The following is a 25,752-nucleotide window of genomic DNA, read 5'->3' as shown; positions in this document are numbered from 1 at the left end:
CCTCAATTTTTTATAGTTATGAGAACCCTCTATTATACTTAATGTAACTCCGGGAACGGAATAGAGTAAAAATTTTAAAGTGTGGTGTACTATGGAATTAACAATATCAAGTTTAGAAAACATGAAGCTAAAAGAGCTTTATGAGCTTGCGCGCGAATTTAAGGTGACCTATTACAGTAAGTTATCGAAAAAAGAACTTATCTTTGCTATCTTAAAATCACGTGCCGAGCAGCAAGGTTACTTTTTCATGGAAGGTGTACTGGAAATTATCCAGTCTGAAGGATTTGGATTTTTACGCCCGATCAACTACTCACCAAGTTCGGAAGACATTTATATCTCTGCATCGCAAATCCGTCGTTTCGATTTAAGAAATGGGGATAAAGTATCCGGTAAGGTTCGGCCTCCAAAGGAAAATGAACGTTATTACGGACTTTTACATGTAGAAGCAGTTAACGGTGAAGACCCAGAATCAGCAAAAGAACGCGTTCACTTCCCAGCATTAACTCCTCTCTATCCAAATCGACACATGAAACTTGAAACCACTCCAAAATATATCTCTACAAGAATTATGGATGTAGTTGCTCCAGTTGGTTTTGGACAAAGGGGCTTAATTGTTGCGCCGCCAAAGGCAGGGAAAACGATGCTGTTAAAAGAAATCGCTAACAGCATTACAACCAATCATCCTGATGTGGAATTAATCGTACTCTTAATCGATGAGCGTCCTGAAGAGGTTACGGACATCGAGCGCTCCGTTGCAGGCGATGTTGTCAGCTCGACGTTTGATGAGGTTCCAGAAAACCATATTAAAGTGGCAGAGCTTGTGCTTGACCGCGCGATGCGCCTCGTTGAGCATAAACGCGATGTCGTGATTTTAATGGACAGTATCACGCGTTTGGCTCGTGCCTATAACCTAGTGATTCCGCCAAGCGGCCGTACCCTTTCTGGTGGTATTGACCCAGCGGCTTTCCACCGTCCAAAGCGTTTCTTCGGGGCAGCCCGTAACATTGAAGAAGGCGGAAGCTTGACGATCCTTGCGACAGCGTTAGTGGATACAGGTTCACGTATGGACGATGTCATTTATGAAGAATTTAAAGGTACAGGTAATATGGAACTGCATCTTGACCGTTCGCTTGCAGAACGCCGTATCTTCCCTGCGCTCGATATTCGCCGCTCTGGCACAAGGAAAGAAGAACTGCTGCTTCCAAAAGATCATCTGGACAAGCTATGGGCAATCAGAAAATCCATGTCCGACTCACCAGACTTTGCCGAGCGCTTCTTGAAAAAACTAAAACAAACCAAATCCAACGAAGAGTTCTTCGCCCAAATTGGGGAAGAATTAAAGGGACGAAGATCTTAATTTTTAATAACTAGTCTGTAGTAAGGCTAAGTGGATTTGACAACCTGTTGATTGGAGCGGAAGGCACGAAGACTCCTGCGGGAGTACGGGGCTGGGGAGACCCCACAGGCGCTAAAGCGCCGAGGAGGCTCACCGGACCGCCCGCGGAAAGCGAAGTGCCTGGAGCGGAAATCAACAGACTAGTCTATGCAGATTATTATGATAATCCATAAAAACCCAACTTGCCAAAATAGGTTCACCTTGTTATAATGTGAACAGTGTGTTTTTAGTATTTGATGCTTGTTTTTAGACAGGCATGTATATAACTCTGTTTCGAATGATTCAGGGCGGAAGGAGATGAAAAGAATGAAAGCAGGAATTCATCCAAATTATAAAATGGTACAGGTGACTTGTGCATGCGGAAACACTTTTGAAACTGGTTCAGTGAAGAAAGAAATTCGTGTTGAAACTTGTTCAGAATGTCATCCATTCTATACTGGTCGTCAAAAATTCGCTGAAGCTGGTGGACGTGTAGACCGTTTCAATAAGAAATACGGCCTTAAAGATCCAAACGCGCAACAACAATAATTTCACAAAACAGGCAAGCAGAAACTTACTTGCCTGTTTTTTAATTGAATAAAACAGGTTGAATTTTAAAAATATAGACGTAATAGGTTTCGTACATAGGAAGGAGACGCCGATTTATGTATTTAATGAAGCAACTCGGATGGGTTGAGGTTATCTGCGGCAGTATGTTTTCAGGAAAATCAGAGGAATTGATTCGCCGCGTCAGACGGGCTCAATTTGCTAAACAAAAAATAGCTGTTTTCAAGCCGAAAATAGACAATCGCTATAGCGAACAATCTGTCGTTTCTCATAATGGTAACTCTTTTCATGCGAAACCGATTTCCCATTCGATAGAGATTTTACACCATGTAGAGGCGGATATCGACATTATCGCCATTGATGAAGTGCAATTTTTCGATGAGGGTATTGTAAGAGTGGTTCAGCAGCTTGCGGACAGCGGACATCGCGTGGTCGTAGCGGGGCTGGACATGGACTTCCGCGGCGAGCCTTTCGGGCAAATGCCAGCTTTAATGGCGGTTGCTGAAACGGTAACAAAGCTCCAGGCTGTCTGCAGTGTATGCGGTTCGCCATCAAGCCGGACACAGCGCTTAATCGACGGAAGACCGGCATCTTATCATGATCCTGTTATCTTAGTTGGTGCTTCAGAGGCCTATGAGCCACGATGCCGTCACCATCATGAAGTACCTAAAACTGCATCCTACCGCATACAAGAACCTGTGGTGAAATAAGTGTAAGAGGCGACGTCTTCTTACGCTTTTTTGTTTTGGAATAATCTTACTAGAACGTTCCTTCAACTGCTTGGGAATGATAGTTGTAGGAGGTGTAAGCTTTGAAAAAGTGGATAATTCCTTCGTTGTTGTCTGTTCTCATGCTAACCGCCTGTATGCAAGGAAATGACACCGAGAATACCGCCTACGATTTGCGTAAAGACACGATGAACCCGAATTATATGTCAAACAGTGTAAATCAAGATGTGGGTCCGATGTCCGACCAAAACCCGAACTTCCTCAATTTGAGAGGAACTAGAATGAACGATGCCTCAAATAGAAACAATACCGGCAGAGATATAGACATAGCCAGAGATATTGTAAATGATACTGGTCATTTTAGATCGGAATCGATATGGATTAACAACGCTGGTGATCGAATGACCGTTACAGTTGATACTAGAGGAGGGCTGAATGGCCGAGACCGAGATGTTGCCATCGCCAAGCTTCGTACAAAACTGCAGCAGTCCCTGCCGCGTTATACATTCGAAATAAGAGAACGATAACATGCTCTGGCTTCAGGGCATGTTTTTTCGTTTAATTGCCCACGGCTGACCTCCAAACATCCCTCAAAAAATTTTTCCGGATGAATTTGGTTTTGACGGGGGTTTTCACCTATACTATAATTAGAATGTTATGGACAAAAACTAGAGGTGAATAACTGTGTTTGATCGTCTTCAATCCGTTGAAGATCGCTATGAAAGATTAAATGAACTTTTGAGCGATCCGACCATTATTAATGATTCAAAGAAACTTCGTGAATATTCAAAAGAACAATCTGATATACAAGAGACCGTACAAACGTATCGTGAATATAAAGAGGTCCGTGAACAACTTAAGGATGCAAAGGCAATGCTTGAGGAAAAGCTCGACAACGATATGCGTGATATGGTCAAGGAAGAAGTCAATGAGCTTGAAAAGCAAATCGAGGAACTAGAAGCAAGAATGAAGTTCCTGATGATTCCGAAGGATCCAAACGATGACAAGAACGTTATCTTTGAAATCCGCGGCGCTGCTGGCGGCGAGGAAGCAGCTCTATTTGCGGGAACGCTTTACCGTATGTACAGCCGTTATGCGGAAGCCCAGGGCTGGAAAACAGAACTGATTGACGCCAACCCAACCGGTCTTGGCGGCTACAAAGAAATCAGCTTTATGATCAATGGGCAGGGTGCTTATTCTAAATTGAAATTTGAAAATGGCGCTCACCGTGTTCAGCGTGTACCGGAAACCGAGTCTGGCGGACGGATTCATACTTCAACGGCTACGGTTGTTTGCTTACCGGAAGCAGAAGATGTTGAAGTTGAAATTCATGATAAAGATATCCGTTTTGACGCGTTTGCTTCAAGCGGCGCCGGCGGACAGTCCGTTAATACAACGATGTCAGCCGTTCGTTTAACCCATATTCCGACTGGAATCGTGGTATCTATCCAGGACGAAAAATCGCAGCACAAAAACAAAGATAAAGCGATGAAGGTATTACGTGCGCGTGTGTATGACAAGTTCCAGCAGGAAGCACAGGCCGAGTATGATCAGGTTCGTAAATCTGCGGTTGGTACGGGTGACCGTTCTGAACGTATTCGTACTTACAACTTCCCGCAAAACCGTGTGACCGACCACCGTATCGGTTTAACTCTTCAGAAACTTGATCAGATTATCGAAGGTAAGCTTGACGAAATCATCGATGCGTTAACGCTAGAAGATCAAACAAGCAAGCTTGAAAGTGGTTCAGATGAGTAAGAAAGTGTATGAAGCTCTGCAATGGGCTTCTTCTTTTTTAAAAAAAGCAAATCGGGACGAAAACGCCGGTGAGCTGCTGCTCCGTCATTTCACGAACATGTCACGGGCGCAGCTCTTTGCTAATGTCCGTGATGACCTGCCGCAGGACCAATGGGATGTATTTGAAAAAGCAGTCCACGAACATATGGAGGGAACGCCAGTACAATACATCATCGGCTTCGAAGAGTTTTATGGCCGCAAGTTTATGGTCAATGAAGAGGTCCTGATTCCGCGGCCTGAAACCGAAGAGCTCGTTTATGAAACATTAAAACGTATCAATAAGCGAGAACTAAAGGTGGTCGACATTGGTACAGGCAGCGGGGCGATTGCGATTAGCCTAAAGCTTGAACAGCCCTCGTTAACGGTATATGCGTCTGACATTGCAGAAGAGTCATTGAAGGTGGCACGAGAAAATGCCGGCCTGCTGGGCGCTGAGGTTGAATTTGTCCAAGGAGATTTACTGCAGCCATTTCGCGGGCAAAAGTTTGATGTGGTTATTTCAAACCCGCCGTATATTCCTGTAAGTGACATCGAAACCATGTCTGAAGTGGTAACGGAGCATGAGCCGCACCGGGCTTTATTTGCTGGTGAGGATGGACTCGATTTTTACCGCCGTTTTATGGTGGAGCTCCCGGAAGTGATAGCACCAAAGGCAATGGTTGGCTTTGAAATTGGGGCCGGTCAGGGGGAGGCGGTAGCCGACCTTTTTAAAAAAGCGTTTGTAAATGTGAAGGTAGAAGTTCTTAATGATATGAACGGCAAGGACCGGATGGTGTTTGCAGAAATCGCAGAGTGATTCTAGCCGGAATCGCTCTGTTTTTTTATGAAAAAAGCGATCCTTCGTGACCGAAGCACCGCCTAATCATGTGATTACTTATTGTGTTGTCGTTCCTGGGCTTTTAAAGCGACTTTTTCAAGTCCAGTATGCGCAAATTCCACATCTGTTTTGGGCATAGCAGGGTTATGCTGTACTTTCTTATTTTTCTGTTTAGACATGATTTCACCACCTCCTAAAAAAGATGCCAACATCTCTGTTAGTTTGCTTTCTTTTTGCAAGGCTATGAATCCAAAACTTACCAGCGTTATATTACGAATAATCTAGGCTATCTCCTTCCAAACTATAAGTGTAAAACAATTACACTATAGGAGATGATACAAAATGGCAAGAAGCAACAACAGCAATCAGCTTTTAGTTTCAGGAGTAGAACAGGCACTTGAACAAATGAAGTATGAAATTGCACAAGAATTTGGAGTACAGCTTGGAGCCGATACATCTTCACGCGCCAACGGATCTGTCGGAGGCGAAATTACAAAGCGTTTAGTAAGTATGGCTGAGCAGCAATTAGGCGGAACCTTCCGTTAATACACATAATAACCCGCTCATGGCAGCGGGTTTTATTTTTCTTCTTCCTCGAAAAAGAAAATCTAGTTTTTTTAATTTTACTAGTTTAAGATTCTTGGCATTTGTCCACAATGAGGATAGTGAAGGGACGGTGCGAGAATATGAACAGTAAAGTATTAGTTTGGTCTTATTTAATCATTTTATCGTTAGGAACGATTTTAAACTTATATATGCCAAAAACGGAAGCGGTGGCGAAGGATTCGGTTGTCATTCCAGCAGAGGCGATTCGCCTTCGAATTCTAGCAAATAGTGATAGTGCACAGGATCAAGAGATTAAACGTAAGGTCCGTGACGCTGTTAATGAACAAATCACGTTATGGGTTCAAGATTTAACGTCACTGGAAAAAGCAAAAACAGTGATTACGTCAAAGCTTCCAGAAGTTCAAGCTATTGCAGAAAAGGTTGTTGCAGAGCAAGGGTCAACTCAAAGTGTCTATGTCGAGTTTGGCAAAGTTCAGTTTCCGACAAAATTGTATGGTGAGTTTTTATACCCAGCAGGGGAGTACCAAGCAATCTTGATTACTTTGGGGGAAGGGACAGGCGCTAATTGGTGGTGCGTACTTTATCCGCCGTTATGTTTCTTGGATTTCTCGAATGGAGTAGCAGTTCAAAGTGATGGTTTTGAGGATAAAGCTTATGCTGCTGAGAAGGAAGAACAAGTGGCAGAAGCTGCGGAAGAACTAGAAAAAGTAGAAGAGAAAGTGACGACTCCGGTTAAGAATGTAAACGCTAAGAAAGAACAGGTTGAAGTAGAAGAGCAAGTTGAAGTAGAAGAACAAGTTGAAGAAGAAGTGGAAGTAGAAGAACAAGTTGAAGAAGAAGTGGAAGTTGAAGAAGAAGTGGAAGTTGAAGAGGTAAAGCAAGTTGTTGTAGAAAAGCAAGTAGAAGTAAAAGAGCCGGTTGAGGAAGAAGTAGTAGAGGGAAAACAAACATCTGTTAAAAAGAAACCCGTAAAGGATGCACCGGTTTACACTGCAGAGGACGAAGAACCAGTTAAAGTGAAATTCTTTGTGGTAGAAATGTTTGAGAGTATCTTTAAATAAGAGCGGGGTATCGCAGATATCTAGAAAAAAGTAGATGGCCAGTCCTGATAGCGGGACTGGCTATTTCATTTTTCGATAACTTTACTAGCATTTCTAGTTCTAACTCTCTCGAATTTTCATAGTAATAGAGTATCAAATATAAGAGGTGATGGGGATGCAAGCAGTTATTCGTTGCGCGGCTAAAGAGGATTTGAACGTTTTGAGAGAGTTTCTGACGAGGGCGAACCTTGGATGTGATGGCCTAACAGAGGAAACGGTAGAGTTCTTTTTATTGCTGGAGGATGAGAATGGGGCGATTAAGGGTACACTTGGAATGGAAGTGTTCGCAGAGTGTGGATTATTACGCTCGTTGGTGGTATCGCCGGGACAAGCAGAAAAGGATATTGTTCTGTTGATCACGCAGATGATGCAATTAGCGAAAGAAAAAGGGTTGAGAAGTTTGTTTTTGGCGACAAATAAAGGAGTCGCATTACCGTTTTTTGAGCTGCTGGGTTTTGAGAAGGTGGAGCGGGACCAATTGCCTGTGGAAATGTATAGCTTAGAGCATATTCGACATGTATTTAATGTGGATAACTCGTTATTTTTGAAATTTTCACTATAATTGTGGATTAATCCACAAAGTTATCCACTTTTTCGGAATAGTTATACACAAATTGTGGACAAAGGGTTGTGTTTATCCCCACCTTCTACTATACTTTCAAATGGAATATGAGACAAAGAGCCTAAATTCGGCAAATTTCGATATCATTTGCGCTTTTGATAAAGGTGGATAACGATGAACACAAAAGTTTGGAAAGTGGATAAATATGTGGATAACCTTGAAAATAATCCACAGGTTGTGGATGCCGCTCAATTTTTAAAAGAAAATGAAGTGGTCGCACTTCCTACGGAAACGGTTTATGGCTTAGGGGGAAATGCGGAAAGTGATGTGGCTGTGGAAAAGATCTTTGCTGCCAAAGGCAGACCAAGCGATAATCCACTGATTATCCACATTGCGGATAAACAGCAGCTCAATGCGTTTGTTACGGAGATCCCGAAAAAAGCTGAAATATTGATGGAGAGGTTCTGGCCAGGACCCTTGACGATTATTTTTAAAAAGAAAGACGGCGTTCTTTCGGATAAAGCGACGGCGGGGTTGGGAACGGTCGGTGTTAGAATGCCGGATCATCCGGTGGCATTGGCGCTGTTGAAAAAATGCCAGCTGCCGATTGCAGCACCTAGTGCGAACAGCTCTGGTAAGCCAAGTCCAACAAATGCCCAGCATGTGATAGAGGATTTGAATGGGAAAATAGCTGGTGTACTAGACGGCGGTTCGACGGGAGTTGGGGTAGAGTCAACCGTTTTAGACTGCACGGAGGACATTCCTGTTATTTTAAGACCGGGCGGGGTGACGAAGGAGCAGCTAGAGGCTGTTATTGGTGAGGTTCATCTCGACGCTGCGCTGATTGATGAAGAATCAAAGCCGAAAGCGCCAGGAATGAAGTATCAGCATTATGCTCCGAACGCACCGCTCTATTTAGTCAATGGAAGCCGGTCTTTCCTGCAGCATTTAATAGAAGAAAAGCAGAAGGAAGGGCTGCGTGTCGGCGTGCTCGCAACCGAAGAAAGTGTGGAGTGGTTTCCTAGTGATGTTACCATTGCTTGCGGGAAAAGGAGCGAGCTTGAAAGTGTAGCTGCAGCGCTTTATGAGACATTACGAAAGTTCAATCAGGAAAAAGTGGATATCATCTTTAGTGAAATGTTTCCGAATACCGGTGTAGGTCATGCGATCATGAATCGACTGCAAAAGGCTGCTGGGAACAAAATGATTAATGAGTAGGTGCAGGTTCTCCTTGAAGGAGGCCTGTTTTTTTGAATTGTCCAGCTCCAGGCGCCATCGGCTCGAGGTCAGAAGTCAATCCGTCCAGAAGGTTAAAGAACAACCTTCCGGCCGGCTCGTCTTCTGCTTGTCGCCGATATGCGGGCGCCTTGCGCTTTTCTTAATTCTAAATCCCTTTGGACGTGCATATGTTAAATCAGGGCAAGTCCGAGGGGGTTGAGATAGGTGTATGGGATGATTGGTGAAATTGTAACGCTGCTTTTAATGGCGTTTGCATTAGGAATGGATGCCTTTTCTGTTGGTTTAGGAATGGGCATGTTTAAGTTAAGGCGACGGCAAATTTTTAAAATTGGAATTACGATTGGATTATTTCATGTGTGGATGCCACTGGTTGGCATGCTCGCCGGGAGATTTTTATCTGATAAATTCGGTGCCTTTGCGTCGGTGGTCGGCGGGCTGCTTCTGATTGTCCTCGGGGTGCAAATGATTTGGTCAAGCCTCAGGAAAAGTGAGGAATCGGTGATGACACCCGTGGGATTTGGATTGCTAATCTTTGCGACTGGTGTGAGTCTCGATAGTTTTTCCCTCGGGCTTACGTTAGGGATATATGGAGCAAAAACCATTTTGGTGATTATTTGCTTTGGAGTTGTTGCAACGATATTAACGTGGGCGGGCTTGCTGTTAGGGAGAAAGGCTCAAGGCTGGATTGGCTCCTATAGCGAAGCGCTTGGAGGAAGTATCCTGCTCGCATTTGGGATCAAATTACTTTATCCTTTTTTATAAACCTTTCCTCATAACAGTGAAAGGTTTTTTCATTGGTGATGGAGAAATGATAGTATAGATACATAATGAAAAGGAGGGCATGCCGCATGAAGCGCATTTTATTTGTTTGTACAGGTAATACTTGCAGGAGCCCTATGGCCGAAGCGATTTTAAAAAGTAAAAAGATTGACGGTCTTGAAGTGAAGTCTGCGGGGATTTATGCAGCAACAGGAAGTGAGGCATCTGCTCATGCCAAAAAAGTCCTCGATCAAAATCAGATCGAACATAATCATTTATCCAATATGCTGACTTTAGAATCTGTTCATTGGGCAGATTTAATCTTAACGATGACGGGTTCCCACAAGAATGCGATTCTTCAACAATATCCCGAAACAGCGGGTAAAGTGTTCACCTTAAAAGAGTTTACAGGAGAGATATATGATATGGATGTGGTTGATCCATTTGGAGGAAGTGTGGCGATTTACCAGGAGACCTATCAGGAGCTCGATAAATTAATAACAAAAGCAATCGAAAAAATGTAAAGCTCTCAGTGTTGAGGGCTTTATATTTTTTTATGGGTATGTCAATATTAAGGAAGGATTAATAGGGAGGTTATAATGATGAAAGTAGCATTAGCGTCTGATCATGGCGGGGTTAATATTCGCAGGGAAATCGCTAGTTTAATGGATGAGCTTGGTATTGAGTACCAAGATTTCGGCTGTGAGTGTGAAGGGTCTGTAGATTATCCGGATTATGCGCTGCCGGTTGCAGAAAAGGTGGCTAGTGGTGAGTTTGACAGAGGTATTTTAATCTGTGGTACCGGGATTGGAATGAGCATTGCCGCAAATAAGGTAAAGGGAATCCGCTGTGCACTTGTGCACGATACATTTAGTGCAAAGGCAACACGTGCCCACAACGATACCAATATGCTGACAATGGGTGAGCGTGTAATTGGTCCAGGACTTGCACGTGATATTGCAAAAATTTGGCTGACAGAAGAATTTGAAGGCGGCCGTCATGCTACTCGCGTTGGTAAAATCAGCGAATACGAGAATAAGTAGGATGAGACGATGATTCAAGTGTGGGAAAAAGAACTTGAAACCATTCTTTTTGAATTTCAAAACCAGGCTTCCTTAAAGCCAGGCCAGCTGGTTGTTGTCGGCTGCAGTACAAGTGAGGTAGTGGGTGAGAGAATCGGAACAGCCGGTACAAGTGAAGTTGCTGAGATGATTTTCCGTCAATTAAGCGGTTTTGCCAAGGACACAGGTGTTGCGTTGGCATTTCAATGCTGCGAGCACTTAAATCGTGCGCTTGTAATTGAAAGTGCAGAGGCTCTGAAACGAGGATTGGAAGAAGTATCTGTTGTTCCGGTTAGAAGTGCTGGCGGGGCGATGGCGACCTATGCATTTGAAAAATTTTCGGATGCCGTTGTCGTTGAATTTTTAAAAGCGGATGCCGGAATTGATATTGGCCAGACCTTCATTGGCATGCATTTGAAGCATGTTGCTGTACCAATAAGGGTAACACAGAAAAAAATAGGACATGCACATGTAACGTTGGCGAAGACACGGCCAAAATTAATTGGCGGGGCTAGAGCGGTATATGAAAAGACGCCGGGGAATTCCAGCTGTAGTTGATTGATAACACGAACAATTTATGAAAAATTTAATTTAACGTTCGTTAATAGGCTGTTTTCTTTATCGTTTTTATAGGGTAAAATATAAAAAACGGGGATTTTACGAATCCCCATTTCTCTTTTAGAGAAAAACATGCTATTATATAGAGGGAATTTTCAAAAAGTTAATTCAGGTTCATACATACAGGGGGGATTACCATGAAGCATTTGTCTAATCAGGACAAGCAGGTATTTGAAGCGATTCAACAGGAATTAGGCCGTCAGCGCGGAAAAATCGAATTAATTGCCTCAGAAAACTTTGTAAGTGAAGCGGTAATGGAAGCACAGGGATCTGTGTTGACCAATAAATATGCAGAAGGCTATCCAGGCCGCCGTTACTATGGCGGTTGTGAATACGTGGACATTGTTGAAGATCTTGCTCGTGAGCGTGCGAAAGAAATTTTTGGTGCGGAGTATGTGAACGTGCAGCCACACTCTGGCGCTCAGGCAAACATGGCTGTTTACTTTACGGTCCTTGAACAAGGCGACACAGTTCTTGGTATGAACCTTTCACATGGCGGTCACTTAACACACGGAAGCCCAGTAAACTTTAGTGGTGTTCAATATAATTTTGTTGAATATGGTGTAGACGAAACCACTCATCGCATTAATTATGATGATGTTTTAGCAAAAGCACGTGAGCACAAGCCAAAAATGATTGTGGCTGGAGCGAGTGCATATCCGCGTGAAATCGATTTTGCCAAGTTCCGTGAAATCGCAGATGAAGTGGGCGCATACTTAATGGTCGATATGGCTCATATTGCGGGTCTAGTTGCTGCTGGACTTCATCAAAATCCAGTTCCATATGCTGATTTTGTTACGACTACAACACATAAAACACTTCGCGGACCTCGCGGCGGAATGATTCTTTGTAAAGAAGAATGGGGCAAAAAGATTGATAAATCAATCTTCCCTGGAATTCAAGGCGGTCCATTAATGCACGTGATCTCTGCAAAAGCGGTAGCATTTGGGGAAGCTCTTCAAGACAGCTTTAAAGAATATGCTGGTCAGATTATTGCAAACGCAAAGCGTTTAGCTGACGGATTGCAAAAAGAGGGCATCAGACTTGTTTCTGGCGGTACAGATAACCACTTGCTTCTTTTAGATATGCAGACACTTGGTTTAACTGGTAAAGTGGCAGAAAAAGTCCTTGATGAAGTCGGTATTACCGTTAATAAAAATACGATTCCATTTGATCCGCAAAGTCCGTTTGTAACAAGCGGTATCCGTATTGGTACAGCTGCTGTTACGAGCCGTGGCTTTGGTTTAGAAGAAATGGATGAAATCGCATCAATTATTGCGTTTACCTTGAAAAATCATGAAGACGAAGCAAAGCTGAAGGAAGCTGCAGCTCGTGTTGAAGCTTTAACAGGTAAATTTACGCTTTATCCTGAATATTAAACAACAAGTGAAATCGACTCGAAAGGGTCGATTTCTTTTTGGTCTTGAGTTGCTCATTGTGATTTTTTTCTGTAAAATGAGACGGAGTTAAATTTAATAAAAGGGGCGATCATTGTGGCAAAGGTATACGTCTTCGACCATCCACTAATTCAGCATAAACTTACATACATCCGTGATAAAAATACAGGAACAAAAGAATTCCGTGAATTGGTGGACGAAGTTGCAACACTCATGGCATTTGAAATCACAAGAGATATGTCGCTTGAAGATATCGAAATTGAAACACCAGTCTGCTCGGCTAAATCAAAGGTGTTATCCGGAAAGAAAATGGGAATTGTACCGATTCTGCGTGCGGGAATTGGTATGGTTGATGGAATTTTGAAGTTAATTCCGGCTGCGAAAGTAGGACATGTCGGGTTATACCGCGACCCAGAAACATTAATGCCTGTGGAATACTACATCAAGCTGCCAAGTGACGTGGAAGAGCGTGAATTCATCGTCGTTGATCCGATGCTCGCAACAGGCGGTTCCGCAAATGTGGCGATTGAAAGTTTGAAAAAGCGCGGCGCTAAGCATATCAAATTTATGTGCTTAATCGCGGCTCCGGAAGGCGTGGAGGCTGTTAAGGTAGCACACCCTGATGTAGATATCTATATTGCTGCGTTAGATGAGAAGTTGAATGATCATGGCTATATCGTACCAGGACTTGGAGATGCTGGGGATCGATTGTTTGGGACGAAATAATATTTTTTGGCTGAGTAGACTTTTAGTTTGCTCAGTTTTTTTTTGTGGGGTTTTTCCAGATATTGTCTAAATGTACAAAAGGGTATGAAAAATGTACAAAAGCCCCCAGAAAGTGTACAAAACCAACTAAAAAATGTTCAAAACCCCATGAAAAATGTTCAAAACTCAAAGCCCCCAATAATGTTCACCATTTCTTCTAATAATCCTCGGAGGAATTCGACAATCTATCTAGAATTTAGACAGTAAATTCCAAAAAGAGGTGACAATAAGTGATTAAATTAGAACTAATTGTTCCGGTTCAGGCGGAACAATGTATAGCCTTGTTGAAAAGGATGCCAAAAGGGCACCCGGTAAGACCGATTGTAGAAAAAGATTTACGTGTTTGGCTGAAAGGGTATTATGGAGAACTGAATGTCGCTTACCACCTATCCTTTTTACCGGAAGATGAGTATTACATATTTCATGGTTTGCGATTGAAGGATAAAAAGGCGTTTCAAATGGATTTATTGCTGGTATCAGCCAAATTTGCCTTAATTATTGAAGTGAAGAATATATCGGGTAAATTAAAGTTTAAAAAGGGTTCGGACTTGATGACTAGAGAATTAAATAACCTGGAAGAAGGAATGGATAACCCAATTCAACAGGTCAAACGGCACCATCTCCAATTCAATAATTGGTTAAAGTATCATCAATTTAAGGGGATACCGGTGGAGCGCCTAGTAGTGATCAGTAAAACGTCTACGATTATAGAAACAACCCCAGATAACTTACATATCTTTCAAACATTGATTTATGCTGAATCATTGATGGATAAAATGAGGGAGTTAGAAACAAAATATACGAAGCCTCGAATAACCAAAAAAGTTCTATCCCAACTATCAGATACCCTCCTGAAAGAGCACCATATCTCCATTCCTGATGTCCTCCAAAAATATAACCTTTCCCAATCTGACATAAAGCCAGGTGTTCAGTGTCCAAATTGCAGATCATTTAAAATGAAGTACATATCAGCCAGTTGGCGGTGCGATGAATGTCATTTCACTTCGAAGAGGGCACATTTATCAGCTATTAAGGATTATTTCCTAATTTTAAATCCGACGATTACTAGGAAACAACTTGCTGAATTTCTTCAAATTGAACCGGTTAAAGCAAGACATTTGCTTTTCTCGTTAAAATTCCCCTCATCAGGCACAAAACGCGGTACCAAATACTATCTTCCAAAAAACTGCATACTTTGCCCCTTAAATGAAAACGATATGAAAAAAGGGGAATTTTTCACATGAAAAAATGGACACTTTTATTCGTACTTGTTTTCTCCCTCCAAACGACCACTTCTGCTCGTTCACTTGAGACACCTCCGATTCCAAAAGAACGGATTGCGATTGTGGTCCTAGATAAACCGCAATCCCCCCAGGATATTCAGCTGCTCATCAAACCTTTTAAAGACATCCATCTAAGGCATGTTTTTCAAGAAGCGATTTATGGCTTTTCTGTAGAAGGGAACCCTGAATCGATAGAAAAACTGGCGCAGCAAAACAGCAGGCAAATCATCAGCGTTTCTCCTGTAAACCAATATAAGGCACAGGCCGAGGAGAGTGTTAAAATTATCGGCGGTGAAGAGATTCGTGGACTCTTTGATAAAAATAACCGCCGCTTGACGGGTAAAGGTGTAACGGTAGGGGTCATCGATACCGGTGTGGATTACACCCATCCTGACCTCAGAAGAAATTTTGCCGGCGGACGTGACCTTGTCGATAACGACGCTGATCCAATGGAAACGAAAACATTAGGAAGAGCGACCGTTCACGGTACTCATGTTGCTGGAATTATTGCAGCAAACGGAAAATTAAAGGGAGTGGCGCCTGACGCGAAAATTCTTGCTTATCGTGCGCTTGGACCTGGCGGCGGGGGGACAACTGAGAATGTACTGGCAGCTATCGAGCAGGCAATCAAGGACAAAGTCGATATTATGAACCTCTCGCTAGGAAATGATATCAACGGTCCAGACCTGCCAATCAGCCTGGCATTGAACAGAGCGGTCGATAAGGGGATCGTTGCGATTGCGGCCTCGGGTAATTCTGGGCCGAATGTTTGGACGGTGGGTTCACCAGGAACGGCCTCAAAGGCGATATCGGTTGGCGCTTCCACCCCAACAATCGAGGTCCCTCACCTATTAATAGAAGGAATGCGGGAAAAATTACGGATTCAACCGCTCGAGGGGTCAGCTGGCTGGGGCCTTGACCGTTCCTATCCAATCGTAGATGGCGGTCTTGGTACAGCAGCAGATCTAAAAGATGTTACGGGAAAAATTGTTCTTATTAAAAGAGGAAAAATAACGTTTTCCGAGAAGGCAAAAAACGCGCGTGATGCCGGAGCGAAGGCTGTGATGATCTACAATAACTTAAGCGGCGGCTTTATGGGCAATCTAGAGTCACCGATTGATATACCGGTGGGTTCAATCACAAAGAAGGATGGGGAACTTTTAAAAAGTAAAACGAATTCATTAGTGAGAGTTGAGGTCAACAAAGAGAAGGATTTGCTTGCTGACTTTAGTTCGAGGGGACCTGTTACAGATACGTGGGAGGTAAAGCCAGATATTGTTGCACCTGGTGTGGCGATTAACTCAACCATTCCTGGCGGCTACCTATCGCTGCAGGGTACGAGTATGGCCGCGCCGCATGTGGCGGGTGCATGTGCACTGATTAAACAGGCGCATCCAGAGTGGACACCGGACCAAATTAAGGCTGCCTTAATGAATACAGCCAAGCCGTTAGTGAAAAATGGAAAACGATATCGGACGTATGAGCAGGGAGCTGGGAGAATTCAGGTGAATGAAGCAGTAAAAGCTACTTCACTTGTCAGTCCAAGTTCACTGCGATTCGGAAAGTTTGAAAGTGAAGGGGATATTCACAAGGCTTTTTTACATGTTGAGAACTTAAGTGATAAACCTGTACGCTATACGTTCGACATACCCAAGCAGGCAGACGGCCTGAAATGGAGTTTCCCGCTCGCCTTTACACTGCAGCCTGGAGAAACACGGGATGCAAAGCTTGAATTAGAAGTAAATCCTGTCGAACTGAAAGGAAAAATTCATGATGGTTATCTAACCATCCATGCTGGTTCCAATCCGATTCAAATTCCCTATATCTATGTTCTTGAAGAACCCAATTATCCGAGAGTAATGGGATTTGACTTTAAGGATGGAGACCAGCCGGGGACCTATCGATATGAGGTTTACCTGCCAGGCGGAGCCGAGGAGTTTGGGATAGCCCTTTTCAATCCGGATGATTTCCGATTTGTCGGCTTCTTAGACACCAATCAGAATGTTAAGAAGGGATTGGTCAGCAAGGCCATAACGGAAGATAACCTTCCTCCTGATGGAGTCTATCTTGCCAAGGTCTTCGCCAAAAAGGCTGGAAAGGAAGACTTTATAGAAACCATGCTCGTAATCGGAGAAGTGGTTCGATAGAACAAACTGGAGTGGGACATACTTACCCACTCTTTGTCAAATATGTTCACAAAATAGACACAATTACAACGCTAAAATACAGGGTAATTACACTACAATTATAGTGTTAACTAAAACTTCCAAATGGAAGAAATTACGCAGAATAGTTTGTGTATGAATTCACCTAAATCCATTGACATTGGAAAAAGGCTGAGGTATGCTAACAAAGGATGTAGAATGAGAGGGTTTTCATGTAATTCGACAGAATTCTCAGGAATTCTACGTATCTGCCTTTTGTACATAAACCTCGATTTTTGATGTATTCTCTTATGGCGAGGATGCGATAGTATGCGTAATGAAAACCGCAATCCATTTAAAGCTTATGCCCTAATGTCAGCTATTCTGGCATCCCTGGCTGGATCGATTCTAATCGGTATTTTTGCAGGCAGATGGCTCGATAAACAGTGGGGTACAGAGCCAATTTTCTTAATAATTGGACTGTTTATAGGTTTAGCGGCCGGTATTTACTCGATGCTCATTTCAATTCGCAAGTTCTATTCAGGAGATTAAACCAACCATGCCAGAATTTCAAACAATGTTTGCCCGACAGCGAAAGTGGATGTTTTTTTTATTGTCTTTTTATGTGCTTGGCTGGGGGTTCACTGCGCAGCAATCAATCTTTCTTGGATTGATTCTTGGGACAAGTTTGAGCCTCTTTAATTTGTGGCTGATGGCTCGAAAAATCGACAAATTTGGACAAGCGGCAGCTGAAGGAAGAACTGTTCGTTCACTTGGATCTTTTTCACGAATGGCAACCGGTGCTCTTGCGATTGTCATCACAATGAGATATCCCGAGCAATTTCATCTCATTAGTGTGGTTATAGGATTAATGACATCCTACATTGTCATTATGATAGATTTTTTTACGCAAAATTTATTTTTACATAAATAGCGGGGGAAGCGAGGTGAATACTGTTGCATCACGAAGCTCCAATAGTTACGTTTCTTGGGCTCCAATTTAATTTGGCAAACATTTTGATGATTACCATAGCAAGTGCAATTGTCTTTTTGTTAGCCGTTCTATCCACTCGTAGTCTGGCCATGAAACCAACCGGAATGCAAAACTTTATGGAATGGGTCATGGATTTTGTTAAAAACATTATTAACAGTACGATGGATTGGAAAGATGGCGGACGATTCCATATACTCGGAATTACCATCATTATGTATATTTTTGTTGCCAATATGCTTGGGCTTCCATTCTCAATCGTAGTAGACGGCGTTCTTTGGTGGAAATCACCAACAGCAGATCCGGCCGTTACGTTGACGTTAGCCACATTGATAGTGGGATTATCTCACTTCTACGGTGTCAAGATGAAAGGCGCAGGAGCATATGGAAGGGAATTCTTTAAACCATTCTGGTTTATGTTCCCAATTAAAATTATTGAAGAGTTTGCAAATACTCTGACTCTCGGTCTCCGTCTTTACGGAAACATTTATGCGGGGGAAATATTATTAAGCTTACTCGCAGCTGGTTTAGCAACCGGTGTGGGCGGAACACTTGCCGCTGCACTGCCAATGTTAGTATGGCAAGGATTCTCAATCTTTGTCGGTGCCATCCAATCATTTATTTTCTGTATGTTAACAATGGTGTACTTAGCTCACAAAGTGAGCAGCGACCATTAGCATAAAAACCGTTCTTTTCAATAAGAACAAAAAATAAGAATTCATTTTTTCATACATTAAAGGAGGAAATTTTCAAATGGGTCTTTTAGCAGCAGCAATCGCAATTGGTTTAGCAGCACTAGGTGCTGGTATCGGTAACGGTCTTATCGTATCAAAAACAGTAGAAGGTATCGCTCGTCAGCCACAAGCTCGTGGTATGCTTCAAACTACAATGTTCATCGGGGTTGCGTTAGTTGAGGCGATTCCTATCATCGCGGTTGTTATCGCGTTCATGGTTCAAGGTCAATAATCGAGCACTTCTTGTGTTCATATAAATGGCGAAGATCATTCGTGAGAACCTTCGCCATTCGTTTATGTTCAATACTGTGCATAAACGATTGATTTCGACAATTATTTCGACTGATATATAGGTTGTTTTAAGGAAAGACCTTGAAGGGAGTGAATCGCAGGTGTTAACAAATAGTTTTGTATTAGGAGCAGCAGCAGCCCATTCGGGTGTAAACTGGGGAGATATTATTTTCCAGCTTGTCATCTTTATCGTACTAATGGTGCTGTTGAAGAAATTTGCTTGGGGCCCTTTAATGGGCATTATGAAACAGCGTGAAGAGCATGTGGCTGGAGAAATTTCAGCGGCAGAACAAAGTCGCGCTGAAGCAAAGAAACTATTAGAAGAGCAGCGTTCTCTTTTAAAAGAAGCTCGTTCAGAAGCACAAGTTTTAATTGAAAATGCGAAAAAGCAAGGCGACATTCAGCGTGAAGAAATCATTGCTGTCGCTCGTACTGAAGCCGAACGCATGAAAGAATCTGCGAAGCTTGAAATTGAGCAGCAGAAAGAAAAAGCGGTTGCCGCTATTCGTGAACAAGTTGCTTCCTTGTCTGTATTAATTGCTTCTAAAGTAATTGAAAAAGAGTTAAATGCAGCAGATCAAGATAAACTGATTAACGAATATATTCAAGAGGCAGGAGAAAAGCGATGAGCAACTCCATGGTAGCAAAACGCTACGCGTTGGCTCTTTTTCAAATCGCAAAAGAACAGCAGCTTCTTGAAGTAGTAGAAGAAGAACTTCGTGTAGTAAAGGAAGTTATGGTATACAATACCGATTTAAAAGCAGTTTTAAAGTCTTTAAAACTTACACTTGATAAGAAAAAAGAGATTTTGAAAGCAGCTTTTTCAACGGTAAATCCATATGTACTGAATACACTATTGATCTTGATCGACCGCCACCGCGAAGACGAGATCGTTGAAGTAGCGAACCAATTCTTTGAGCTGGCAAATGATGAAAAGGGAGTTGCGGAAGCTGAAGTTTACAGCACGCGTGAGCTTACAGAAGCCGAACGTGAAGCAATCTCTGCAACGTTTGCTGCAAAAGTTGGCAAGAAATCATTAAGAATTGAAAATATCGTGGATTCCGAACTGCTCGGCGGCGTTAAGCTCCGAATCGGAAACCGTATATACGACGGCTCTTTGCGCGGAAAGCTAGACCGTTTAGAACGAAAATTGTTAAGCTAAGATTCGTAGATAGGGGTGAAACTCATGAGCATCAAAGCTGAAGAAATTAGTGCCCTGATAAAACAGCAAATTGAAAACTATCAGGCTGAAATTCAAGTGAGTGATGTAGGTACAGTTATCTCCGTAGGTGACGGTATCGCACGTGTTCATGGCCTCGACAATGTCATGGCTGGAGAACTTGTTGAATTTTCAAACGGCGTTATGGGTATGGCTCAAAACCTTGAGGCTAATAACGTTGGTATTATCATTCTTGGACCTTTCACTGACATTAAAGAAGGTGACGAGGTTCGTCGTACAGGACGCATCATGGAGGTTCCAGTAGGTGAGGAACTAATTGGTCGTGTTGTTAACTCTTTAGGACAGCCAGTTGATGGTATGGGTCCAATCAATACAACTAAAACTCGCCCGATTGAAGCAGTAGCTTCAGGCGTTATGGCTCGTAAATCCGTTCATGAGCCACTACAGACAGGTATTAAAGCGATTGACGCACTTGTGCCAATCGGCCGCGGTCAGCGTGAGTTAATTATCGGAGACCGTCAAACAGGTAAAACATCTGTTGCAATCGATACAATCTTGAACCAAAAAGGTCAAAACATGATCTGTATCTATGTTGCAATCGGTCAAAAGGAATCAACCGTACGTGGTGCCGTTGAAACCCTTCGTAAGCATGGTGCGTTAGAGTACTCAATCGTTGTTACTGCATCTGCTTCACAACCAGCTCCATTGTTATTCTTAGCTCCTTATGCTGGGGTTGCAATGGCTGAAGAATTCATGTACGAAGGCAAGCACGTCCTAATCGTATATGATGATTTATCAAAACAAGCGGCTGCATACCGTGAACTTTCCCTATTACTTCGCCGTCCTCCAGGTCGTGAAGCATATCCAGGGGATGTATTCTACTTGCACTCCCGTTTATTAGAGCGTGCAGCGAAATTGAACGACACACTAGGTGCGGGTTCAATCACTGCATTGCCATTTATTGAAACGCAGGCAGGTGACGTTTCTGCTTATATCCCAACAAACGTTATCTCCATTACAGATGGACAAATTTTCTTACAATCCGACCTTTTCTTCTCCGGTGTTCGTCCAGCGATCAACGCAGGTCTTTCCGTTTCTCGTGTAGGTGGATCCGCGCAAATCAAGGCGATGAAGAAGGTAGCAGGTACACTGCGTCTTGACCTTGCTTCATACCGTGAGCTAGAAGCATTTGCACAGTTCGGTTCTGACCTTGATAAAGCAACACAAGCGAAGCTTAACCGCGGTGCCCGCACCGTTGAAGTTCTTAAACAAGATCTTCACAAGCCGCTTTCAGTTGAAAAGCAAGTAGCAATCCTTTATGCATTAACACGCGGATTCCTTGATGATATTCCATTAGAAGATATCCGTCGTTTTGAATCAGAATTCCTTAATTGGTTAGACCACAATCGCAAAGACTTGTTAGACCATATTACAAAAACGAAGGATCTTCCTTCTGATGACGATATGGCGGCTGCACTTAACGCCTTCAAAAAGACGTTCGCAGTTTCCGAATAAGTAGGGTCTGACAATGGCAGTAGGGTGGAGTTAAGGGTTGGTGAAGGGTGACAGGCACGGTTTTGGGTGCCTGTTACCCTTCACCGAACTAGACTTCATCCAAAACATTCTTTGAATGAGGGTGGTGAGAACCTATGGCATCATTACGCGATATAAAAAATAGTATTAATTCTACAAAAAAGATGAGTCAGATTACAAAGGCAATGGAGATGACGTCCGCTGCTAAATGGAACCGTGGAGTTATGAATGCAAAAGCATTTGTTCCTTACATGGAGAAAATCCAGGAAGTTACGGTAGCTGTCGCTTTGGGCAGCAATGGAGTGAATCATCCTATGCTTGAATCTCGGCCAGTCAAGAAAACTGGGTATATTGTTATGACATCCGATCGTGGACTAGCTGGTGCTTTTAACAGTAACGTGATCCGTCGTGTGTTTCAAACAATCCAAAGTCGTCACAAATCGAAAGATGAATATTCGATCATTGCAATCGGCCGTGTAGCCCGTGACTTTTTTGCTAAACGAGGCATCAATGTTGATCTCGAAATTATTGGGCTTTCCGATCAACCGAGCTTCGAAAGCGTGAAAGACATTACCAGTAGTACGGTAGGTATGTTCTCCGATGGAACCTTCGATGAACTTTACTTATATTACACTCATTATAAAAGTGCCATTACACAAGAAGTTACGGAGAAGAAGCTGCTTCCACTAACGGATATTACCTCTTCTTCAGAGCTTACATCTTATGAATTTGAGCCATCTGCAGAAGAAATTTTAGACGTTCTCCTGCCTCAATATGCTGAGAGCTTAATTTATGGCGCTCTTTTAGACAGTAAAGCGAGCGAGCATGCAGCCCGGATGACTGCGATGAGAAATGCTACTGATAATGCAAAAGAAATGATCAAAAATTATTCACTTATCTACAACCGTGCTCGTCAAGCAGCGATTACACAAGAAATTGCGGAAATCGTCGGCGGAGCGGCAGCACTCGAGTAGTATTTTTTAAAAATGAACCCCGTTTGGGGACCTTGATAAGTCCTGGCTGAGGGAATGAGTTCATCGCTCCAGACTACATATCAGGACTATTACTAGTAAAGTGTGATTCACATCGTTCCTTTTTAAAGAATGGTGTGAAAAAGTAAGATAGGAGGGAAAAAAATGAACAAAGGACGCGTTCTTCAGATTTTGGGTCCGGTTATCGACGTTAAGTTCGAAAACGGCCAGCTTCCTGAGATTTATAATGCTTTAAAAATCGAATATAAAGCGCAAAATCAGTCTGAAGTTGACATCCACTTAACTCTTGAAGTAGCCCTTCATTTAGGTGATGATACGGTTCGTACAATTGCAATGGCTTCCACTGATGGTGTAATGCGTGGAATGGAAGTTGTTGATACAGGAGCTCCAATTTCTGTACCGGTTGGGAACGTAACACTTGGCCGAGTATTTAACGTACTAGGTGAAGCGATTGACCTTAAAGAGGATATTCCAGCGAGTGAGCGCCATGATTCAATTCACCGCGAAGCTCCAACATTTGAAAATCTTTCTACGGAAGTAGAAATTCTTGAAACAGGTATTAAAGTAGTTGACTTACTTGCTCCTTATATTAAGGGTGGTAAGATCGGTCTATTCGGTGGTGCCGGTGTAGGTAAAACCGTATTAATCCAAGAATTAATCAATAACATCGCGCAAGAGCACAGCGGTATTTCGGTATTCGCTGGTGTTGGTGAGCGTACACGTGAAGGTAATGACCTTTATCATGAAATGACGGATTCAGGCGTTATCAAGCAAACAGCGATGGTATTCGGACAAATGAACGAGCCGCCAGGAGCACGTATGCGTGTTGCACTGACTGGTTTGACTATGGCTGAATATTTCCGTGATGAGCAAGGACAGGACGTTCTTTTCTTCATGGATAACATCTTCCGTTTCACGCAGGCAGGTTCTGAGGTTTCTGCGCTATTAGGCCGTATGCCTTCTGCCGTAGGTTACCAGCCAACGCTTGCTACTGAGATGGGTAAATTACAAGAACGTATTACGTCTACAAATAAAGGTTCTGTTACATCAATTCAAGCGATTTATGTACCTGCCGATGACTATACGGATCCGGCTCCTGCTACAACATTCGCTCACTTAGATGCAACAACAAACCTTGAGCGTAAGCTTTCTGAGATGGGTATCTACCCTGCGGTGGATCCACTTGCATCAACTTCTCGTGCATTGTCACCTGAAATCGTTGGTGAAGAGCACTACAATGTAGCTCGTCAAGTACAATCAACTTTACAACGATACCGTGAATTACAGGATATCATTGCGATCCTAGGTATGGATGAACTATCTGACGATGATAAGTTAGTGGTACTTCGTGCACGTCGTATCCAAAACTTCTTATCACAGAACTTCCACGTTGCTGAACAGTTTACTGGACAGCCGGGATCTTATGTACCTGTAAAAGAAACCGTTCGTGGTTTCAAAGAAGTCCTTGAAGGTAAGTATGACCACCTTCCAGAAGATGCATTCCGCTTAGTCGGCCGTATTGAGGACGTAGTGGAAAATGCAAAACGTATGGGTGTAGAGGCCTAATACCGACCAGGAGGGTAAAAAATGGAGACGATTAAAGTCAGTGTTGTTACTCCCGATGGCCCGGTCTATGAGTCAGATGTGGAAATGGTTATTGCCAAGGCTCAAAGCGGTGAATTAGGTATTTTACCTGGACATATTCCAATGGTTGCTCCTCTTGAGATTGGCGTTGTACGCCTCTTGAAGTCTGGCAGCAAAGAAGAGGATCTTGTGGCAGTGAGCGGTGGCTTTTTAGAAGTCCGACCTGACAAAGTAACCATCCTTGCGCAAGCCGCTGAAAAATCAGAGGATATCGACGTGGAACGTGCACTAAGAGCAAAAGAACGTGCCGAGCAGCGTATGCGAGATCAGAAAGCGGAAGACATCGATTTCCGTCGTGCTGAGCTAGCCCTGCAGCGTGCCATCAACCGTCTAACGGTTACAGGAAAACAATAATAGTTATCAATCAAACCCCTGCTGGTCGACGGACTGGCGGGGGTTTTTTGACGTATGCATAACTTGTCGCTTAATAGAAAATAGTAAGTGTTGGAAGGACTTTTTCCAAAATATAGCTCAGCCTGCTTGAGGGTGAATACCGATGAATACCGAAAAAATAAGTGGACTCCAACTTTTTTATTTAATGGCTGGTTATGTGTTAGGGACGGCAATTATTTTAGGGTTGGGCTTAAATTCAAAGCAGGACGCATGGATTTTCATATTAGTTGGTATGTCATGCAGTTTTATCCTAATGGCTGTTTTTACCCAATTAGTCGCCTATTATCCAGGGGATTCACTGGTTGAGATGTTGCCTAAGATTATCGGGAAGTTTCTTTCCTATCCGTTCATTTTGCTTTATATTATGCATTTCACCTATTCTGCTGCTAGAGCAAGCAGGGAATTAGGCGATCTTATTGTAACAACGATTCTATCTGAAACTCCGATTTTTGTTGTCATTGCAAGTTTTATGGTGCTGATGATTTATTGCTTGCGGGGTGGGGTGGAAACGTTTGCCCGAATGGCAGAAATCGTGTTTCCTATTTATATTTTTTCTCTTATTCTTATTTGGATTCTACTCTTTAGTGTAGATCAATTTGATATTAAAAATCTTACTCCTATACTAGGAAACGGGTTAATGCCAGTATTGAAAGAAGCCGTTCCTGTTGCAATCAATTTCCCGTTTGGAGAAACCATTGTCATCATGATGTTATTTCCTTATTTGAGCAATAAAAAGCATGCAAGAAGGATAGGGATGTCTTTCATTCTTGTCGGCGGTCTGCTGTTAACGGTCAACTCGATTATGATGATTTCTGTTTTAGGACCGGAAATTTACAACAGGGATATTTTTTCCCTTCTATCCGCTACGCAAATGGTATCGGTGGCCGATTTTCTCGAGCGTTTTGACGCACTAGTCATTTTAATGATGGTGGCGGGAGTGTTTTTTAAGGTAGGGGCGTTTACTTTTGCTGCGGCTGTTGGAATTTCTCAATTACTGAGGTTAAAACAGACTCGGTCGGTCTGCCTTGGACTTGGGTCCATCATTCCCCCGCTATCACTAGTAACCGCATCCAGTTTTGTTGAACATATCGAATTGGGATTTAACTATTATGTTACCTATGTACATACCCTTTTACAAATCATTCTACCAATCCTATTCCTGTGCATTGCATTTATCCGAAAAAAATGGGGTCAACGATAGGTTCATTTATGATT

Annotated in this window: 30 protein-coding genes; 29 read left to right on the top strand and 1 reads right to left on the bottom strand. The window is 42.8% G+C overall.

Translation table 11 applies throughout. The features are described 5' to 3' along the window. The first annotated feature begins 91 nt into the window (after nt 1-91). The 6 genes from rho (at nt 92) to prmC (ending at nt 5,263) form a co-directional block, all read left to right on the top strand. A complete protein-coding gene (gene rho / locus ACIQAA_RS09870) occupies nt 92-1,357 on the top strand; it encodes a transcription termination factor Rho (protein WP_402618318.1) in 1,266 nt (421 codons plus the stop codon). Between the two features lie 345 nt (nt 1,358-1,702). Beyond that, a complete protein-coding gene (gene rpmE, locus ACIQAA_RS09865) occupies nt 1,703-1,924 on the top strand; it encodes a 50S ribosomal protein L31 (protein ID WP_045515911.1) in 222 nt (73 codons plus the stop codon). A gap of 116 nt (nt 1,925-2,040) precedes the next feature. Then, the gene (locus ACIQAA_RS09860) at nt 2,041-2,652 is read left to right on the top strand and encodes a thymidine kinase (protein WP_402618315.1); all 612 of its coding nucleotides are present in this window, start codon (nt 2,041-2,043) and stop codon (nt 2,650-2,652) included. 101 nt (nt 2,653-2,753) lie between these two features. Beyond that, nucleotides 2,754-3,197, top strand: coding sequence for a hypothetical protein (locus ACIQAA_RS09855; protein ID WP_402618313.1), 444 nt, complete (start codon nt 2,754-2,756; stop codon nt 3,195-3,197). A 157-nt stretch (nt 3,198-3,354) separates the two neighbouring features. Next, entirely contained in the window at nt 3,355-4,428 is a 1,074-nt protein-coding gene (gene prfA / locus ACIQAA_RS09850) for a peptide chain release factor 1 (RefSeq protein WP_307193292.1), read from the top strand. After that, nucleotides 4,421-5,263, top strand: a complete 843-nt coding sequence (gene prmC / locus ACIQAA_RS09845) for a peptide chain release factor N(5)-glutamine methyltransferase (RefSeq protein WP_402618310.1) — start codon at nt 4,421-4,423, stop codon at nt 5,261-5,263. The genes prfA and prmC overlap by 8 nt, the downstream gene beginning before the upstream one ends. A 74-nt stretch (nt 5,264-5,337) precedes the next feature. Here the strand turns inward: prmC and ACIQAA_RS09840 are convergent, their stop codons facing one another. Further along, nucleotides 5,338-5,463: a hypothetical protein gene (locus tag ACIQAA_RS09840; protein ID WP_257029233.1), complete on the bottom strand. Its 126-nt coding sequence runs from the start codon at nt 5,461-5,463 to the stop codon at nt 5,338-5,340. A gap of 163 nt (nt 5,464-5,626) precedes the next feature. Here ACIQAA_RS09840 and ACIQAA_RS09835 point away from each other — a divergent pair, with 163 nt between their 5' ends. The 23 genes from ACIQAA_RS09835 to ACIQAA_RS09725 all read left to right on the top strand — a co-directional run bounded on the left by ACIQAA_RS09835 (nt 5,627) and on the right by ACIQAA_RS09725 (nt 25,738). Beyond that, nucleotides 5,627-5,830 carry an alpha/beta-type small acid-soluble spore protein gene (locus tag ACIQAA_RS09835; protein ID WP_402618306.1) on the top strand — a complete coding sequence of 68 codons (204 nt, stop codon included), beginning with the start codon at nt 5,627-5,629 and terminating at the stop codon, nt 5,828-5,830. Between the two features lie 140 nt (nt 5,831-5,970). Continuing rightward, the gene (gene spoIIR / locus ACIQAA_RS09830) at nt 5,971-6,912 is read left to right on the top strand and encodes a stage II sporulation protein R (RefSeq protein ID WP_402618303.1); all 942 of its coding nucleotides are present in this window, start codon (nt 5,971-5,973) and stop codon (nt 6,910-6,912) included. A 154-nt stretch (nt 6,913-7,066) separates the two neighbouring features. Beyond that, nucleotides 7,067-7,513: a GNAT family N-acetyltransferase gene (locus ACIQAA_RS09825; RefSeq protein WP_402618300.1), complete on the top strand. Its 447-nt coding sequence runs from the start codon at nt 7,067-7,069 to the stop codon at nt 7,511-7,513. Between the two features lie 174 nt (nt 7,514-7,687). Further along, a complete protein-coding gene (locus tag ACIQAA_RS09820; RefSeq protein WP_402618297.1) occupies nt 7,688-8,731 on the top strand; it encodes an L-threonylcarbamoyladenylate synthase in 1,044 nt (347 codons plus the stop codon). A gap of 225 nt (nt 8,732-8,956) precedes the next feature. Beyond that, complete coding sequence (locus ACIQAA_RS09815; RefSeq protein ID WP_402618294.1) at nt 8,957-9,514, top strand: manganese efflux pump MntP; 558 nt, start codon at nt 8,957-8,959, stop codon at nt 9,512-9,514. 86 nt (nt 9,515-9,600) lie between these two features. Next, the gene (locus ACIQAA_RS09810) at nt 9,601-10,035 is read left to right on the top strand and encodes a low molecular weight protein arginine phosphatase (RefSeq protein ID WP_402618292.1); all 435 of its coding nucleotides are present in this window, start codon (nt 9,601-9,603) and stop codon (nt 10,033-10,035) included. A gap of 78 nt (nt 10,036-10,113) precedes the next feature. Continuing rightward, nucleotides 10,114-10,554: a ribose 5-phosphate isomerase B gene (rpiB, locus tag ACIQAA_RS09805; protein ID WP_283865780.1), complete on the top strand. Its 441-nt coding sequence runs from the start codon at nt 10,114-10,116 to the stop codon at nt 10,552-10,554. 9 nt (nt 10,555-10,563) lie between these two features. Further along, entirely contained in the window at nt 10,564-11,130 is a 567-nt protein-coding gene (locus tag ACIQAA_RS09800) for a TIGR01440 family protein (RefSeq protein WP_402618289.1), read from the top strand. Nucleotides 11,131-11,327: 197 nt separating this feature from the next. Continuing rightward, nucleotides 11,328-12,569: a serine hydroxymethyltransferase gene (glyA, locus tag ACIQAA_RS09795; protein WP_402618287.1), complete on the top strand. Its 1,242-nt coding sequence runs from the start codon at nt 11,328-11,330 to the stop codon at nt 12,567-12,569. A gap of 114 nt (nt 12,570-12,683) precedes the next feature. Continuing rightward, nucleotides 12,684-13,313, top strand: a complete 630-nt coding sequence (gene upp, locus ACIQAA_RS09790) for a uracil phosphoribosyltransferase (protein WP_402618285.1) — start codon at nt 12,684-12,686, stop codon at nt 13,311-13,313. Between the two features lie 269 nt (nt 13,314-13,582). Continuing rightward, complete coding sequence (locus tag ACIQAA_RS09785) at nt 13,583-14,596, top strand: nuclease-related domain-containing protein (protein WP_402618283.1); 1,014 nt, start codon at nt 13,583-13,585, stop codon at nt 14,594-14,596. Then, a complete protein-coding gene (locus tag ACIQAA_RS09780) occupies nt 14,593-16,782 on the top strand; it encodes a S8 family serine peptidase (RefSeq protein WP_402618281.1) in 2,190 nt (729 codons plus the stop codon). The genes ACIQAA_RS09785 and ACIQAA_RS09780 overlap by 4 nt, the downstream gene beginning before the upstream one ends. A 327-nt stretch (nt 16,783-17,109) precedes the next feature. Beyond that, the gene (locus ACIQAA_RS09775; RefSeq protein ID WP_402618278.1) at nt 17,110-17,331 is read left to right on the top strand and encodes an AtpZ/AtpI family protein; all 222 of its coding nucleotides are present in this window, start codon (nt 17,110-17,112) and stop codon (nt 17,329-17,331) included. 7 nt (nt 17,332-17,338) lie between these two features. Beyond that, nucleotides 17,339-17,713, top strand: coding sequence for an ATP synthase subunit I (locus ACIQAA_RS09770; protein ID WP_402618276.1), 375 nt, complete (start codon nt 17,339-17,341; stop codon nt 17,711-17,713). 23 nt (nt 17,714-17,736) lie between these two features. After that, a complete protein-coding gene (gene atpB / locus ACIQAA_RS09765) occupies nt 17,737-18,447 on the top strand; it encodes a F0F1 ATP synthase subunit A (RefSeq protein ID WP_402618273.1) in 711 nt (236 codons plus the stop codon). A 76-nt stretch (nt 18,448-18,523) separates the two neighbouring features. Next, complete coding sequence (gene atpE / locus ACIQAA_RS09760; protein ID WP_335457511.1) at nt 18,524-18,736, top strand: F0F1 ATP synthase subunit C; 213 nt, start codon at nt 18,524-18,526, stop codon at nt 18,734-18,736. A 160-nt stretch (nt 18,737-18,896) separates the two neighbouring features. After that, nucleotides 18,897-19,424, top strand: coding sequence for a F0F1 ATP synthase subunit B (locus ACIQAA_RS09755; protein WP_402618270.1), 528 nt, complete (start codon nt 18,897-18,899; stop codon nt 19,422-19,424). Then, complete coding sequence (locus tag ACIQAA_RS09750; protein ID WP_402618268.1) at nt 19,421-19,957, top strand: F0F1 ATP synthase subunit delta; 537 nt, start codon at nt 19,421-19,423, stop codon at nt 19,955-19,957. Before ACIQAA_RS09755 ends, ACIQAA_RS09750 begins: the two co-directional genes overlap by 4 nt. Nucleotides 19,958-19,981: 24 nt before the next feature. Further along, nucleotides 19,982-21,490, top strand: a complete 1,509-nt coding sequence (atpA, locus tag ACIQAA_RS09745) for a F0F1 ATP synthase subunit alpha (protein WP_402618265.1) — start codon at nt 19,982-19,984, stop codon at nt 21,488-21,490. Between the two features lie 134 nt (nt 21,491-21,624). Next, the gene (gene atpG / locus ACIQAA_RS09740; protein ID WP_402618259.1) at nt 21,625-22,482 is read left to right on the top strand and encodes an ATP synthase F1 subunit gamma; all 858 of its coding nucleotides are present in this window, start codon (nt 21,625-21,627) and stop codon (nt 22,480-22,482) included. Between the two features lie 162 nt (nt 22,483-22,644). Then, nucleotides 22,645-24,066, top strand: coding sequence for a F0F1 ATP synthase subunit beta (atpD, locus tag ACIQAA_RS09735; protein WP_402618256.1), 1,422 nt, complete (start codon nt 22,645-22,647; stop codon nt 24,064-24,066). A 21-nt stretch (nt 24,067-24,087) separates the two neighbouring features. Further along, nucleotides 24,088-24,498 (top strand): F0F1 ATP synthase subunit epsilon, encoded by a 411-nt coding sequence (locus tag ACIQAA_RS09730; RefSeq protein ID WP_402618254.1) that lies wholly within the window; start codon nt 24,088-24,090, stop codon nt 24,496-24,498. A 142-nt stretch (nt 24,499-24,640) separates the two neighbouring features. Next, nucleotides 24,641-25,738 (top strand): GerAB/ArcD/ProY family transporter, encoded by a 1,098-nt coding sequence (locus ACIQAA_RS09725; protein ID WP_402618251.1) that lies wholly within the window; start codon nt 24,641-24,643, stop codon nt 25,736-25,738. Nucleotides 25,739-25,752 lie beyond the last annotated feature (14 nt).

The sequence above is a fragment of the Neobacillus sp. NPDC093182 genome (assembly GCF_044754045.1).
This window is presented reverse-complemented; position numbering and strand designations above follow the sequence as displayed.